The sequence below is a fragment of the Streptomyces sp. SID5469 genome, assembly GCF_009862865.1.
Taxonomy (GTDB): Bacteria; Actinomycetota; Actinomycetes; order Streptomycetales; family Streptomycetaceae; genus Streptomyces; species Streptomyces avermitilis.
In genome coordinates, this window is record NZ_WWIN01000001.1 from 1303541 (window position 1) to 1318533 (window position 14993).

11 protein-coding genes are annotated in these 14993 nt (G+C 70.8%); 2 read left to right on the plus strand and 9 right to left on the minus strand.

What is annotated here, in order from left to right; all coding sequences use genetic code 11:
- Positions 1-446: 446 nt before the first annotated feature.
- Positions 447-2648 carry an FUSC family protein gene (locus GTY58_RS05570; protein ID WP_078234755.1) on the plus strand — a complete coding sequence of 734 codons (2202 nt, stop codon included), beginning with the start codon at positions 447-449 and terminating at the stop codon, positions 2646-2648.
- Positions 2649-2676: 28 nt separating this feature from the next.
- Here the strand turns inward: GTY58_RS05570 and GTY58_RS05575 are convergent, their stop codons facing one another.
- The 7 genes from GTY58_RS05575 to GTY58_RS05605 all read right to left on the minus strand — a co-directional run bounded on the left by GTY58_RS05575 (position 2677) and on the right by GTY58_RS05605 (position 11809).
- Positions 2677-3495 (minus strand): hypothetical protein, encoded by an 819-nt coding sequence (locus GTY58_RS05575; RefSeq protein ID WP_010982472.1) that lies wholly within the window; start codon positions 3493-3495, stop codon positions 2677-2679.
- A gap of 311 nt (positions 3496-3806) precedes the next feature.
- A complete protein-coding gene (locus GTY58_RS05580; RefSeq protein ID WP_010982473.1) occupies positions 3807-4880 on the minus strand; it encodes an NAD(+)/NADH kinase in 1074 nt (357 codons plus the stop codon).
- Between the two features lie 49 nt (positions 4881-4929).
- A complete protein-coding gene (locus GTY58_RS05585; RefSeq protein WP_010982474.1) occupies positions 4930-5724 on the minus strand; it encodes an SDR family oxidoreductase in 795 nt (264 codons plus the stop codon).
- A gap of 701 nt (positions 5725-6425) precedes the next feature.
- On the minus strand, positions 6426-8699 hold the full coding sequence (locus GTY58_RS05590; protein ID WP_037650276.1) for a M4 family metallopeptidase: 2274 nt from the start codon (positions 8697-8699) through the stop codon (positions 6426-6428).
- A 481-nt stretch (positions 8700-9180) separates the two neighbouring features.
- Positions 9181-10116, minus strand: a complete 936-nt coding sequence (hemC, locus tag GTY58_RS05595; protein ID WP_037650273.1) for a hydroxymethylbilane synthase — start codon at positions 10114-10116, stop codon at positions 9181-9183.
- Positions 10117-10366: 250 nt separating this feature from the next.
- On the minus strand, positions 10367-11254 hold the full coding sequence (locus GTY58_RS05600) for a serine hydrolase (RefSeq protein ID WP_037650270.1): 888 nt from the start codon (positions 11252-11254) through the stop codon (positions 10367-10369).
- A 267-nt stretch (positions 11255-11521) separates the two neighbouring features.
- On the minus strand, positions 11522-11809 hold the full coding sequence (locus GTY58_RS05605; RefSeq protein ID WP_010982478.1) for a tautomerase family protein: 288 nt from the start codon (positions 11807-11809) through the stop codon (positions 11522-11524).
- Positions 11810-11890: 81 nt separating this feature from the next.
- Between GTY58_RS05605 and GTY58_RS05610 the strand changes: the two genes are divergently transcribed.
- Positions 11891-12463: a LysR substrate-binding domain-containing protein gene (locus GTY58_RS05610; protein WP_010982479.1), complete on the plus strand. Its 573-nt coding sequence runs from the start codon at positions 11891-11893 to the stop codon at positions 12461-12463.
- 428 nt (positions 12464-12891) lie between these two features.
- On the opposite strand, the gene GTY58_RS05615 is transcribed toward GTY58_RS05610, so the two are convergent.
- Together GTY58_RS05615 and GTY58_RS05620 are read right to left on the minus strand one after the other, a co-directional pair.
- On the minus strand, positions 12892-13074 hold the full coding sequence (locus GTY58_RS05615) for an antitoxin (protein ID WP_037650267.1): 183 nt from the start codon (positions 13072-13074) through the stop codon (positions 12892-12894).
- Between the two features lie 125 nt (positions 13075-13199).
- A complete protein-coding gene (locus GTY58_RS05620; RefSeq protein WP_010982480.1) occupies positions 13200-14480 on the minus strand; it encodes an MFS transporter in 1281 nt (426 codons plus the stop codon).
- Positions 14481-14993 lie beyond the last annotated feature (513 nt).

The window sequence follows — 14993 nt, forward strand, 5'->3', positions numbered from 1 at the left end:
GGCCTTCCCTGTCCCCCCGCCCTGGCCCCGTTCCTCCCGGTACCGGTACCGGGAGGAACGGGGCGCGCTCCGGCAGGGCCGAGGGCGCGGCTCGGTCATGTCGGCGATCCGCTCAACAGCCGTCCACCGGACGCCGGTTGGGGGTCGCGGACCACGCGACCCCCTTCGGATGCGACCCCGGCATGCGGACGCCGGCCTCCCGGCCTGCCGCGGCAGCAGGCGCTCGGCCTCCCGCACCGGCAGGCCGTCCGACGGGAGACTGCTGCCGTGGCGGCCTTCCGTGGGCCCCGAGGGACGGCAGAGAAATTGACTCGTGCCATGCTGGAAGGAATCGCGGATCATGACGGAGAGCGGGGAAAAACAGCAGCGTGAGGACAGTGACGCGGCCGAGCCGGACGGGCACCTGGGACCGATTCACAGCATCCGACCCCGGGCTGCTGCGGCTCATGGCCGGGCTGCGGACCGTGGGTGCCATCGCGCTCACCCTTGCCGTCCTGGCCCTTCTCCGTGCCGATGTCAGTCACATGGTGGCCGGTTCCATGGCGGCCATGGTCGCCACCTTCGCAGTCAAGGACAAACAGCGGCGCGAACAGGCGGTCACCCTCGCGCTCGGTCTGCCCGTGGCGCTCACCGCGATGTCGCTGGGAGCGCTGCTCAACACCCACGTCATCGCCGGTGACCTCTTCTTCATCGCGCTGATCTTCGCCGCGGTCTACAGCCGCCGGTTCGGTGACCGCGGTATGGCACTGGGTCTGATCGGGTTTCAGGTCTACTTCGTGTCACTGTTCGTCAGAGCCACCTTCTCCGCGCTGCCCGGGCTGTGCGGGACGCTCGCCATCGCGTTCGCCTGTAGCGCGGTGGTGCGGTTCGGCCTGGTGGTCGAGACGCCCGAGCGCATTCTGGAGCGGCTGCGCCGGGCGTTCCGGGCTCGCCTCGCCCAACTGGTGTCCGCCCAGATCGAGCTGCTCGACGCCGGCCCCGCCCGCCTGGAGAAGGCCTTGGAGGACGTACGCCTGCACACCGCGCGCCTCCACGAGACCGCGTTGATGATCCAGGGGCGGCTGGACGAGGGCACCAGCGACAGCGCCACCGCCTCGCTCGTACAGCGCCGCGTCGCGGACGCCGAGATCGCCGCCGAACGACTCGGTGTTCTGCTGCTCAGCGCCCGAAGCGCCGAACGCGCCGACACGCTGACCCTGCACCTGCCGAACGCGCCGCTGCCGGCACCCGGCGACTGGCCGCGAGCGCAGGACGACGTCACGGCCACACTGCGCCGTGATCTCCACGCGCTGCGTATGCTCGTCCTCCGCCCGGTCTCGCACGACCGCGGCCCCGCGGTGGCCCATCTGCGCAACCGGCTGCTCGGCTACCGCGACGAAGAGAACCTGCCGCGCGCCTCGGCCGCGGTCCAGGACGTCTTCCGCGGCATCGGAGAGGCGGCGCGCTCCGTCCTGGGCCTGCGGCTGGCCGTCGACGGACCCCAGGACGAGTCCGACGACACACCCGCGACGACCCGCTCCCGTGAGGAGCTGGACGCCGAGGACGTCGCCATCGCGGGGGCCGAGGAGAAGGAGCCGGACGACGACGGACCCACGGGGCTGAAGCGTCCCACGACCCGGTCCGCCGTCCAGGTGTCGGTGGGCTCGGCCCTGGCGATCGTCGGCGGCGAGTTCCTTTCCAGCCAGCGCTGGTACTGGGCGGTGCTGACCTGCTGGGTCGTCTTCCTGAACACGGCGTCCACCGGAGAGATCCTCGTCAAGGGCTACCGACGGCTCCTGGGCACCGTGCTCGGGGTCGTCGCCGGGGTCGCCCTGGCGGGCCTGGTCGGCAACCGCACCTGGCTCGCGTTCGTACTCGTGCTGCTCTTCATCTTCGCGATGTTCTACAGCGCGCCGCTGTCGTACGCCCTGATGTCCTTCTTCGTCACGGCCATGCTGGGGTTGCTGTACACGCTCCTCAACACCTACAGCCCCGAGGTGCTCGTCCTGCGCATCGCGGAGACCGCGCTCGGTGCCGCCTGCGGCGTCATCGCGGCCGTACTGGTCCTGCCCGTGAACACGGATCGCCGTACCGACGAACTCCTCGGCACGGTGCTGAGCCGGCTCGGGGACGTCACCGACGCCGCGGTGGAGCAGCTGAGCGGCGGGCCCGCGCTCGATCTGCTGGACAAGGCCCGGGACCTCGACACGGCACTGGACGATCTGCGGTCCTCCACGCAGCCGCTGACCCACCCGATCACCCCGCTGCGGGCCCGCCGCCAGACCGCGCGCTATCTCGTGGCTCTCCTGGAGACATGCGCCTATCACGCGCGTTCGCTGGCGGCGACGGCCGAACTCCTGCCCTACAGCAAGACCGTCGCCGCCGATCCGCGTCTCAAGAGGGCCGGGCGGCGTATCGCCGACAACATCGGCGTACTCGTCGCCCGGGTCGAGGACGAGGGCAGCGAAGGTGTGGTCGAGACCGGCGCCAGCCTCGCCGCCATGCTGGAGGCGGACACTGAGGGTGCCACGCGGCCCGACCGGGTCACGAGCCGTGTCCTGAGGCATTTGCAACGCCTGGACGAGGGAGTGGTCGGTCTCGCCCGCCCGCTCGGAGTGTCGGTCTCGTCCCCGGACCGTGAGTCCTCCCGGGGCCGCGTCGGCTCGTAGCGCCGGGTCTGGGATCGATGAGGCGTCGTCAGTCCTGCTGACCGGGTGGCTGCTCGGCCGGGGTCTTCCCGGCGAGGACGTCCGTGAGGCGTTGCGCGCCCAGTTGGACGGCCTGGCTCGTGGAGTCGCTGTCGGCGCCGCCGAGGCCGCCGTTGGTCAGGCTGATGGCGTTGTCGCCGACGCGTACGGCGGCGATGTCCATGGTCAGCGTGAACGGCGTGCCCTCCAGTGCGCCGGTCGCGGTCATCTGCAGTCCCTGACGGTCGTCGCCCGCGCTGGGCAGCGACGTCTCGACGACCTGGACCGTCTGTGTGCCCACGGGGGTGTCGGTGGCCGTGAACTGGTCACACGTCACGGGCACCGACTTCAGCCAGTCGAACGACTTGTCCAGGGCGGCGTGGTCGTACGCGGCGACCTCGTAGCGCATCTGGGCGTCGTTGTCGCTGTCCGCGAAGCCCGTCACCGCCCTCGAACCCGAGGGATCGCCCAGCAGTTCCCCCGAGACCAGGGCGTCGAGCAGCTTCTGGCACTCGGCGAGGTTCGTCTTGCCCTTGACCATGGTGGCCCGCCAGGACTCAGCGGCCTTGCTCTGGGTCCACTCCGAGCCCAGATCGGTATTGGTGAGCAGCGCGGTCTGGGCCTGTTCCGTGGTGAGTGCGGGCGCGGTCGAGGCCGCCGGGGACTCCTTGACCAGCGGGGAGGCCGAGAGCTCGGCGGAAGGGCTGGACACGGCCTCCGAACTGCCCCGGCTGTTTCCGTCCTCCGAGCACCCCGCGGTGGTGAGCAGCGCGCCTGCCGCCAGGGTGGAGACGAAGACATGGGCTGCGCGGCGTGGACGACGGTTCATCGCTGATGCCTCCGGAGGGATCGTGCGTACGGGCGGTTCCCTCCTACGCCACCACTGGGTGAGGCTGCTCACCAGCGCAGGGGAGTCGTACGGATGTGCGATGTCGGGCGGGCGCCCGCGGGATCGCCCGCATCCCGGCTTCTCCCGAACGGCCGGGCGTGTATCGGCCGTTCGGGTGTCCGAGCGGGCCACCGCACGCACACCCTGCTCGTGTCACTTCCGGAAAGACACCAGAAAGACACCAGTCCGACGAGGCCGCGCGAGTCCCGGACCCGGTCGCCGAGCCTGCCCGACACCGCCGCGCGCCCCGTTCACGAGGCGGACGGCGTGTCACCGGGCCCTGGGGGCAGGGTCAGATGCGCCAGATCGGCCGGCGGAGCACTGGTCACCGGCCACAGCGGGGCGGCCTGCCCGTCGGCGACCGCGGCCGGGGCGTCGGTCAGGTTCATGCGTTCACGCAGACGGCCGTAGAAGTCCATGGGCCCCAACCGGACCGCTTTCAGCCGGCGCGGAGCCGCGTACACACCGATCCAGTCCCCCGGGTCGAGCACACCGCGCAACTGTCCGTCGACGCTGACCGCGGCCGGCCCCGAGCGGTCCAGTACCCGCAGTGCGATCGGCTCGTCGGGGGCGGCGACGACGGAGCGGTTGAACGCCATGTGCGGGGCGACCGGGGTGAAGATCAGAGCCTCGGCGCGCGGCGAGACGACCGGACCGCCCGCGGCGAAGCTGTAGGCCGTCGAGCCGGTGGGCGTGGCCACCAGCAGCGCGTCGGCGGAGTAGGAGGCCAGCAGCCGGCCGGCGAGATAGACGCCGACCGACACCTGCCGGTCCCTCGCCAGCTTCTCCAGGACGATGTCGTTGAGCGCGGTGACGTGCAGCGCGATGCCCCAGTCATCGCCCTCCGCACAGTCGGTACGCACCCGCGGGGGCGGCAGGAGGGGGCCCCGCCCGTATCGCAGCAGAGCTTCCATGCCGGTGGGCACCTGTAGACGACGGGACGCGCGGAGCGTCAGCAGCATGCGGCTCTCGACCGTGATCCGGTCCTCCTGGACGGCCTCCAGCGCCTCGCACACAGCGGCGGCGGGCACCTCTGTCAGGAAACCCACCCGGCCGAGATCGACGCCGAGGACCAGGGCGTCATTCTCCGCGGCGAGCCGCGCACCCCGCAGGAACGTGCCGTCTCCGCCCAGCGTGACGATCAGATCCGGATTGCCCGCCGCCGCGACCTCCTCGCGGGCACTGTGCCGGGTGTCGTCCCGCCACACGTCGATGTCCGCACAGTGCACGCCGCGTTCCGCGCACCAGCCACGCACGATCCTCGCGGCGTCCCCGGCCTGCGCACGACCTCCGTGCATGACCAGGCCGACACGCGTCACGGTCACATCCGCCTCCCGGTCGGCTCAAGGATGAACGCCACCGGCGCACGCCGGGTCACGGCAGGATCGAGTCGACGTATCCGCCGTCGACACGCAGGGCTCCCCCGGTCGTGGCCGAAGCCTGCTCGGAGCTGAGGTAGACGACCATGTTGGCGATCTCCTCCGGCTCGATCAGCCGCTGGAGCAAGGACTGCGGGCGCCGCTCACGCATGAAGGTCCGCTGCGCCTCGTCCCAGGGCACCTCCCGGTCCACGAGCTCGTAGACGAAGTCCTCGACCCCGCCGGTGTGCGTGGGGCCCGCGATGACGGAATTCACCGTGACCCCGGTGCCCGCCGCCTGTTTGGCGAATCCTCGGCTCACCGCGAGCAGTGCCGTCTTGGACATGCCGTAGTGGATCATCTCCGCGGGCACGGCCACCGCCGAGTCACTGGCGAGGTACTGGACGCGGCCCCAGCCACGTTCGGCCATTCCCGGCAGGAACATGCGAGTCAGGCGCACCGCGGCGAGCACGTTCACCTCGAAGTAGCGCCGCCACTCGTCATCGGTGATCTCCAGCGGGTCCTTGGCACCGAAGATTCCGAGATTGTTGACGAGAATGTCCACCTGCGGCAGCGCGTCCTCCACCGCGGCCGCGCCCTCCTCCGTGGCCACGTCCGCGGTCACCGCCACCAGATCGGCGCCCGGCGCCTCCACGGCCAGCGAGGCGACGGCTGACTCGACCCGCTCCCGGGAGCGGCCGTTGACGCCCACCCGGGCGCCGGCCCGGGCAAGTCCGACGGCGATCGCCGCGCCGATGCCCTGCGTGGAGCCGGTCACCAGTGCGGTGCGGCCTTTCAGATCGATGTGCATGGCGTCATGGTCCTTCCGCCTGGCTGCATGCGCTTGCTGGTCGTCCGGGTCCCCGGACAGGACCCGATCCATCGGCCGTCGGCCGCCGGAGGGCGCTTTCGGTGAAGGAACGGCTCTTCCGGGCCGGCCCGGCGGGTGCTGGTCTCGCCGATGATCAGGGCCGCCCGGTCGTCGTACCGGGCGGCCGACGGGGGTCCGCTCGCATTCAGGACCTGAGGGCCGCGCCGGCTGTATCGGCGATCGCGCACCAGGCCGACGGGCAGCCGCTCAGTGTGGCCTGCGGCCAGGCTCTCGGCGTGGCCGACAGACGGCGGGGCGACAGCGGGGGCACGGGTGCACATAGGGCTTCTCTGTGTGGTGCGTCGCGGGCGCGTACGTCCGGTGCGGGGGAACCGTCGACCCTGGGGTCGATTGGCGCATCGCGCGGTGGCAGCGGTCAGCGCTGCCGGTTTCCGAGCAGAACCCAACGTATACGCGATCAAGACACTTGGCCTGCTCTGGCATCCGTGCGGGGACCGAACAGCCGCCCCTCGTGCCGATGCTCCCCCACGCCCATGGGCAGCTCCGATCCCGCACGGGTGCCGACTCCTGGCCCCCGTCCGCGTCTGGCCCTCGCCCTCCGCGTCGCCACGGCACAACGGGCTCGCCCGCCCGGACCGCGGGCAGCGGTCCGGGCGGGCGAGGTGGCGGTAGGGCGTACGTCAGGGCGTGAGCTGCCATTGCTGGAGGTAGCCGACGTCGATCGAGGCGGTGTCACGGACCCGCAGTTTCCAGGTGCCGTCGACCGGCTGCGCGGAGGCGTCGACCGTGAAGGTCTGGTCGACGTTGTCGGCGGAACCGCCGCTGTGGTTCAGCAGCGAGTAGACGGTGCCGTCGGGGCCGACCAGGTCGACCGTGAGGTCACCGCGGTATGTGTGGACGATCTTGACGTAGACCTGGGTGGTCGCCGAGGCGTTGCCGGTCTGGCCGGTGATGACGATCGGGGACTCCACCGCGGCTCCGGCGTCGGGGATGTCGACGCGGGTGCCGTTGGCGTAGATGTGCGCCACCCTCCAGCTGAAGCTCACCGAGGCGGCCGTGCCGGTGCTGTCCGTGACCGTCAGTGTCACCTCACTGGTGCCGGCGGTGGTCGGAACCCCGGAGATCAGCCCGGTGTCGCTGAGCGTCAGACCGTCCGGCAGGCCGGTGGCCGCGTAGGTGAGACCGGCACCCGAGTTGGTGGTGTAGGCGTCGGTCTGCAGGGAGACCTCCTGGCCGACGCCGCTGGTCTGGTCGGCGATCGGGGCGATGTTGACGCCGAGCGCTATCCGGTCGCCGACGTTGATCCCGGCCCACGCGGCGGCGACGGCGAGGTAGGTGTCGCTGTAGGCACCGAACAGGTCGGCCGCTGCCTGGAGGGTCGCGACGCGGGCGCCGGCGTAGTTGGTGGTGGAGGTCATGTAGGTGGTGAGTGCCCGGTACCAGATCCGCTGGGCGTTCTCGATGCCGATGCCGGTCACGGCCTTGCCGTCGGACGTGGGGCTGTCGTAGGAGACGCCGTTGACGGTCTTGGCGCCGCTGCCCTCCGAGAGCAGATAGAAGAAGTGGTTGGCCGGGCCGGAGGAGTAGTGGACGTCGATGCTGCCCAGCGAGGAATCCCAGGAGTCGCGGGAGGACCCGTCCTTGGACGGCTTGTCCATGTAGCGCAGGGGGGTGCCGTTGCCGCGGATGTCGATCTTCTCGCCGACCAGGTAGTCGGGCACGTCGGCGGGCAGGTCGGCGTGGAACTCCACGGCCGCGGCGAAGATGTCCGAGGTCGCCTCGTTGAGGCCGCCGGACTCACCCGAGTACGTGAGGTTGGCGGTGGCGCTGGTGACGCCGTGGCTCATCTCGTGCGCGGCGACGTCCAGAGCGGTCAGCGGGTGCGTGTTGCTCGCGCCGTCCCCGTAGGTCATGCAGAAGCAGGTGTCGGACCAGAAGGCGTTGACGTACGCGTTGCCGTAGTGCGCGCGGCTGTAGGCGGCCACGCCGTCGTTGCGTATGCCGTTGCGGCCGAAAACGTCCTTGTAGTAGTCCCAGGTGGCCGCGGCGCCGAAGGCGACGTCCACGCCGGCGGTCTGCCGGTTGCTCTGGGTGCCGTCCCCCCAGACATCGTTGTCATCTGTGAACAGGGTGCCGGTGCCCGAGGTGCCCTGGTTCAGGTCGTAGGTGCGGTGCCCCGCACGGTCGGCGTCCACCAGCTCGTACGTGGAGCCGGAGAGCGTGCTGCCGAGCGGAACGGTTCCGCTGAACTGGCCGGTGCCCGTACCGGTGCGTACGTCCTCGAAGTCGAAGACCGCCTTGCCCGAGGTGGCGTCGGTGATGACATGGAGCTCGCTCGGCGTGCCGTCGTGCTGGACGCCCTCGACCACCGACTCCCAGGCCAGGACCGGCTTGGCTCCGGCGGCCCAGACGACCAGCCGTGGCGCGCCGTCGATCTTGGGATGCTTGGCATCGGCCTTCTTGGCGGCCGCAACCGCCTTGCCCGCGGCCGTGGCGGAGCTGACCTTGGCGGTGACGGCCGGAACCCTGACGGTGGCCTTGGTGGCCTCGGACACCGTCGTGCGGCCGCCGTTCCTGAGGTGCACGACCAGGTCGCCGCCGAGGACCGGCAGGCCCGCGTACGTGCGCTCGTAGCGGGTGTGCGTGGTGCCGTCGGCGTCCTTCGCGACGTCCTTGACGATCAGCTTCTCCTTGGCGCCGAGGCCGAGGCTCTTCGCGGTGTCGCCGACTGCGGCGGTCGCGCTCTTCAGGAGCGCGGCATGCTTCGCGGGAGACAGCTTCGCCGGGGCTGCACCAGCCCTCGGAGTGGCTGCGATCTTCGCATGACCGGGGTCGCGGGGGGCGGCGGACGCGACGCCGGTCTGAAACCCGGCGGCGAACAGCGTGCCGGCGGTGGTGAGGGCCAACGCGGCTGTGTATCTGCGTCGATGCGAGGAGCGAGGGGGCCGTGACAAGGGCTTCTCCTTCTGCGACGGTCGGCCTGTGAAGGGGGCCGAGAGAGCGGCCCGACGGGGTGCGGGCGGCCGGGAATCGCGCTGAGCGGGAAGGCGCCGCACGAGGGGACGCTCGAGGCGTGTCCGGACTCGGCGGCGCATGAGAGGTGGGGGGTGAAGAATCGGTGAACGTGCGAAGAGCAGATTGACACCGCACCCGCGTTCTTGTCATGGAGATGACAAAATAACGGCTCAAATTAGCTATTGCTTGCTGGATGTTCGTCCGGACTCAGGGCCCTTTTCGGCCGCGGCCGGACGACCCGCACGGCGAGGCCGGGCGGCTGGGCCCCGCCCCGGACGGGATTCCCGGTCCGGGGCGTGAGCGGACAGACAGCCCGTGACGTCTCTGTACCGGGCCCGGTCCGAGGTCAGGGCCGGTCCGAGGTCGGGGCCGGGCCGGGGCCGGGCCGGGCCGGGGCCGGGCGGCAGGGGGCCTGTCGGGTCAGTGCGGGATGTCGTCGATCAGCTCGCGGGCGCCCTGACGCAGCAGGGCGACGGCCACGGAGGTGCCGAGCGTCGCCGGGTCGAGGCGGCCCGCCCACTCGTGGGCGTTCAGGACCGTCTTGCCGTCCAGGGTGAACACGCTGGCGCGCAGGGACAGTTCACCATTGCGTTCGGTTCGGGCGTAGCCGGCGATGGGCGAATTGCAGTGCCCCTGGAGAACGTGCAGGAACATGCGCTCCGCGGTGGCCTCGCGGTGGGTGCCCGGGTCGCCGAGTTCGCTGATGGTCTCGATGAGGCCGGTGTCGCCCTCCCGGCACTGGAGGGCCAGGATGCCCGCGCCGATCGGCGGCATCATGGTCTCGGGCTCCAGGACTTCGGTGATCACGTCCTCGCGGCCGATGCGTTCGAGGCCGGACACCGCGAGCAGCAGGGCGTCGGCCTCGCCGGCCGCGAGCTTCTCCAGCCGCCGGTTGGCGTTGCCCCGAAACGGCACGCACTCCAGGTGGGGGTACGCGGCGGCCAGTTGGGCGACGCGGCGCACCGAGGAGGTTCCGATCCGGGTACCCGGCGGAAGTTCGTCGAGGGTGAGCCCGCCGGGGTGGACGAGGGCGTCGCGGATGTCGTCCCGCTTGAGGAACGCGGCGAACATGGTGCCCGCCGGGAGCGGCCGGTCGGCGGGGACGTCCTTGACGCAGTGCACCGCGAGATCCGCCTCGCCCGCGAGCAGTGCGGCATCGACCTCCTTGGTGAACGCGCCCTTGCCGTCGACCTTGGACAGATCCCCCATCCACTTGTCACCGGTCGTCTTCACGGCCACGACTTCGGTGCGCGTGCGGGGATGGAGCGCGGCCAGTTCGGCGCGGACGCGCGCCACCTGGGCCAGTGCCATGGGTGAGTCGCGGGAGACGATACGGATCAGTTCAAGGGCGGACATGCCGCTCACGATAGCCCGTCGGATCCGCGCTTCGACGACCATTCCGGAGGCCCATCTCGGCTGCGCGGGAAGCATGTTGACCACATCGGACGGATGTGCGAGCGCGATCGGTTGACGGGCCCGTGCCGATCGGCACCTGGACCGTCGGGGAGCTCGGGGACCTCTTCCGGAGGCAGCCGCACCCTTCGGACGCGGCGCGGTGTCCCACCTGTCGCCGGGGGCGACTCCCGTCCTCCGCGGCGACGGGACTCTACGAGGCGGTCGGCAGGTTCAGGTCGTGGTTGACGGCGCGGGCGGCGCGCTCCACGGTGGCGATGCCGTCGTCCATCGTGCGGTTGCCGTGCGAGAGCACAGCCATCCCGTAGTCGTGCCCGCCGCCGGTGAACACGCCCACGCTGTGCACCCGCCAGCCGTTGGTCTCACGCGGCAGCCAGCCGTTCTTGACGTGCACGGTCGTCGTCGAGGGTGCCCCGGTCGGCGCGCCCCATCGCTGCCCGGGGATCACTCGGTTCATCAGGCGAAGGGCATAGGCGCGGGCGTTTCGATCGAGGACCGAGTTGTCCGAGGTGAGCAGTCGGAGCAGCTTCAGCTGGTCGGCGGCTGTGATCCGGGTCCGCCCCCAGTAGCCCTTCGGGCCGGGAACGGTGTCCCGCATTCCGGCCAGAGTCAGGAAGTGCCGGACGCCGGCGGCCCCTACTTGATGCCACAGGGCATTGGTCGAGGCGTTGTCCGACTTGGTGATCATGGCGGTGGTCAGTTTCACCTCGCGAGGGGTCAGCCGGCGATGTTCCTCAGCCGCCTGACGCAGCAGCGCCCCCAGGATCGTGACCTTGACCACGCTCGCCGAGTCGAAGGCCGCGTCGGCCCGGTACGCGCAGGAGGTCTTCGTGGAGCGGTCGTACAGGGCGAGCGCCGAGGCGCCATGGCGTCCACGGAGGGCGTCGGCGATGTCCTGCGACAGCCGGCCCGCCAGTCCTGGCCGCTGCGAGGTGCACGTCACCTGTGAGCCGCCGACGGACGCGGCGGCGGTGCTCGCCTCGGCGGGGGTGGCCGACGCGAACGCCGTGAGCACTGCCCCGGCGGCCACGGCCGTCGCCAGTCCCCGCGTCGCGCGGCGCGATGAGTGCGTTCCAGGCATGGAGGTTCCGTCCTGCTGTGTGTCTGCGGTCACATCGACCTGTGTGTCTGCGGTCACATCGGCGGCCCACTCGCCCTCGACGGTGAGGCGACACCCTCGGGGCGTCCGCGAACGCCGGTCGCCGGCTCACCTATGGAGCGACCGGCGGGCCATCCCGAAATGTTCCGGTTCGCCAATGACGGCGACGCTACAGGGACGGAGGAAACAACAGTGCGCGAGAGATGCGCATATGTCCGTATTGGGCGTTTTCCAATGGTGTGACATTCATCAAGGCATTCGATTGCGTCCGTCCGGGGTGGCGACGGGCCGCGGCGCGTGCCGGTAGTGGTCGAACTGTGTGATGCCGTTGTACGCCCCGGCGATGAACCGCGCCTTCTCGTCGGCGTTGTTGGTGCCCGCCGTGATACTCACCTCCACATGGGCACCGGTGGCCTCCCGCACCGGGTGTCCGGCAACGTAGTAGTGGTCGGCCGGGACCGGGTTCACCAGGACCGTGGAGCGGACGGTGGACTTCCCGAGCGCGGAGACGTCCAGGTCCGTCACTGAGGTGGCCATGCCGTCGCCTCGCTGGAGCGCACTCTCGCCGCCCCGCTCGTCGTCCGCTCGACTCCCGTACGCACCACGGCCCTTGGCGAGGTGATCCTCCCCCACGCCGGCTCGGCCCTCGCGGCGACGGACGCGATCTGCGACGCCGCCACCCGGCACGACGCGACCACCGGCGGCACGGTGCGCCTCGCCGCCGACCCCACGGTCCGCCAGGGCCTGCTGCCCTCACTGCCGCGTCACTGGTCCGAGCATCTGCCGGCCATCCGCGTCCGGGTCTTCGAAGGCAGCGGCGAGGAGACGGAGACCTGGCTCGCGAGCGCGGCCGCGGACGCCGCCGTCGTGGTCGACCCGCCGGCCGGAAGCGGCGCGCAGGAGTACACCCCGGCCCATCGCGTACGGGACCTCGGGACGCTCATCAGCATGGCCCAGGCCGGTCTCGGCGTCTCGATCCTGCCGGAGGTGTCACGGCCGTTGATCCCCCGGGACCTCGTCCTGGTGCGTGTCGCACCGCACCACAGCAGGAGACTCGCCCCGTGCGGACCGCGGAAACGTCCATGGCCCCCGCAGTGCGTGCTCTCGTGGACTCCGTGGCCCGGTTTCCGACGGGCGCGACCAGCCTCGTGTGCCGACCTCATGGCACCGACCGGAACTCCCCTCCCGTAGCGGCCGGTTGAGCAAACGGGCAGCGCGGCCATCCCCTCGGAGCATGGCCGGCCATGGCGCCCGGCGGACACACCCAGGTACCGGGTGAGCACACCTCTTCGCGGAAAACCCCGTGCGACGTGTCGCACAGGGCGGCAACTCCTCGTATGCGGTGGCGCAGTGCGCCGACAAAGACGACGCACCCCCCTTCCGCCTCCCCCGGCGCAACCCCGACGCACGTGGGACAGCCGGGGCTCCGGCAAGAGCCTCGACCTCGCCCCGGGCCACGGCGGCGACGAACAGCGCTGGAAGGCGGGGCCGGGGCCCGCCTGAAGTTCCTGTCCGGCCGGGCCGGTCTCACTCCGCCGGGTCTTCGCCGAGGCCGAACAGGAACACTCCGCCGCGATGCGCCGATGGTTGCGCCGAGGCCGACGCGAGGCCGTGACGGGTCAGGGGTTGTCCTGCTCGTTCCGGCCGAACTGGTCCTTGAGCCTTTCCTGGCCGGTGTCCACCTGGCCGCTGTACTTGCTCTGGGTCCTCTCGTCGACGTAGTCGCCGCCCTTGTCGACGCCCTTGTTGGTCTGCTCCTCGTGGCCCTTGAGCAAATGCTTGAGCTTGTCCATGACAGACATGACCGTCCTCCTTGCCGTTGACTCCCCGTCTCCAGGGTCCCCACTGCACGCGGGAAGCGCATCTTGAGGAGCGCGGCAGCGGCCTGCGTGAGGCACGTCGGCGGGAGCGGGGGCCGTCAAGTCGGTCAGGCCGTGGCCTGTTCCGGCTTGCCGGAGGCGCGCAGGACCGGATCCGTGCGCAGGCGCAGGAAGACGATCCCCAGGGCGACGGCTTGCAGCGCGGCGCACACGGCGATCACGTGGCCGAGTGCCCAGGGCGGTGTGACGGCGACCAGGATCCCCGCGACCGGGAAGGGCAGCAGCAGAAGCAGGATGGTCAGGGAGAGGGTGCTGCCGAAGACGGCCGCCGGGATGAGAAGCGACCGGAGTGTGCGCAGGACGACGGTCAGGCCACCGTCACCGGCCATGAAGAGTGCCATGAGTACGACGTAGGCGAGGTACGTGGGAGCCTGGGCCAGGGCGAGACAGGCCGCGGACGCGATGGTGGAGCAGACGGCACCGACTCCCCACAGCCCCAGCCGGCCGAGTGCGAACCGGCAGACGGCTACCGCGAGGAGCGTGGATGCCGCGGCGGCCGACCAGAGGGTGCCGACGGCCGCGGGAGACAGACCGAAGCGCTCGACCACGATGATCGGACTGGCGGACTGGAGCAGCCCGAGCGCGAGATTGGAGATGCTCAGTCCGGCCACCAGACAGCCCAGTGCGGGCAGCGAGCGCAAGGTGCGCCAGCCCGCCTTGAGACCTGCTTCCGGCCGCTTGTTGTGGCGCCCCGAGCCGCGAAGTGGGGTCGGCGGGGTCTGCAGGGCGAGAGCTGCCGCCAGACAGGACAGCACGCCCAGGACCACGAGCATGCGGGTCGGCCCCGCCAGCAGCAGTACGCCTCCCAGCGCGGGGCCGGTGAGCGTCGCCGTCTGGTCGATGCCGATCAGAACGGCCTGCACCTTGTGCGCCTGGGTGTCCGTACGGCGGCTGACGATCGCGCCCACCGCTTCATTGGCGATGAAGCTGAACTGTGTCAGGGTTCCGGTTCCGGCAGCCAGCGCCATCACGACGACCGTCTCCGCCGTCCCCCGCTGGAGCATGATCAGCGCAACGGCCCCCGCCGCCACCACGATCGCCCGGGCCAGGGAGGCGAGGAAGAACACGACCGCGGCCCCGCGCCGGTCGACCAGGTCACCGGCCAGGCCGAAGGCCGCCACTCGCGGGATCCACTCCAGCGCGAAGGCCAGCCCGGTCAGCCGGGCGGAGTCGGTCGTGGCCAGCACCAGGAGCGGCATGGCGTACGTGGACATGGAGAAGGCGAGCGCGTCGAAGGCACGCGGCGCGTAGACCCGGCGGAGGAGGCTGCCGTGGGGGACGGCCGCATGCCGACCGGCCGGTCGGTCCTCGTAGAGTTGGATGGTCACGGAGTGGTGAGGGGCTTTCACTCAGCGGCGATGTGGGGGACGCCTGGAAGGTGGGGGATTCCTGACGCGGTGCACGCCAGTGTGCGACTCGGTTCGTCTGAGCGGGGTGGTGAGCGTACGAGCGGTAGTACACGGACGGCCTGCCGGGGGGAGGCAGGCGGATGAGGAGGCGGCTCACGTCCGGCGGCGGGTGCCCGGCGGAACGGGTTCAGCCTGCCGAGGCTCGCGGATTCGTGCACGCCGTGGCGCGATGTCGGGTCACGCGAACTCCGCTCGGAATAGGGCGAGTTGGAAAACGGGCATACCAAATGACGCGGCATGCCCGGAACCGGGGAAAGGGGCACTGACGAATGCCTCGTTTAGACATCAACCACAGTGCAGCCACAGGGTAGCCGAAGCCTTCGGATCATCCGCAAGGGGTAGTCCGCCAACGTCATAGGCCTGTGACCGAATGCGCTGCCGACCGCCGACGCGGGATGACCCGAAGCCACCGAAATGCCATGTGTTCGCGCA

Excerpts from the sequence above, each read along its gene's own strand:
- GTY58_RS05570 (WP_078234755.1), top strand. The coding sequence starts at position 447 with ATGGCCGGGCTGCGGACCGTGGGTGCCATCGCGCTCACCCTTGCCGTC.
- GTY58_RS05575 (WP_010982472.1), bottom strand. The coding sequence starts at position 3,495 with ATGAACCGTCGTCCACGCCGCGCAGCCCATGTCTTCGTCTCCACCCTG.
- GTY58_RS05585 (WP_010982474.1), bottom strand. The coding sequence starts at position 5,724 with ATGCACATCGATCTGAAAGGCCGCACCGCACTGGTGACCGGCTCCACG.
- hemC (WP_037650273.1), bottom strand. The coding sequence starts at position 10,116 with ATGTCCGCCCTTGAACTGATCCGTATCGTCTCCCGCGACTCACCCATG.
- GTY58_RS05600 (WP_037650270.1), bottom strand. The coding sequence starts at position 11,254 with ATGCCTGGAACGCACTCATCGCGCCGCGCGACGCGGGGACTGGCGACG.
- GTY58_RS05605 (WP_010982478.1), bottom strand. The coding sequence starts at position 11,809 with ATGGCCACCTCAGTGACGGACCTGGACGTCTCCGCGCTCGGGAAGTCC.
- GTY58_RS05615 (WP_037650267.1), bottom strand. The coding sequence starts at position 13,074 with ATGTCTGTCATGGACAAGCTCAAGCATTTGCTCAAGGGCCACGAGGAG.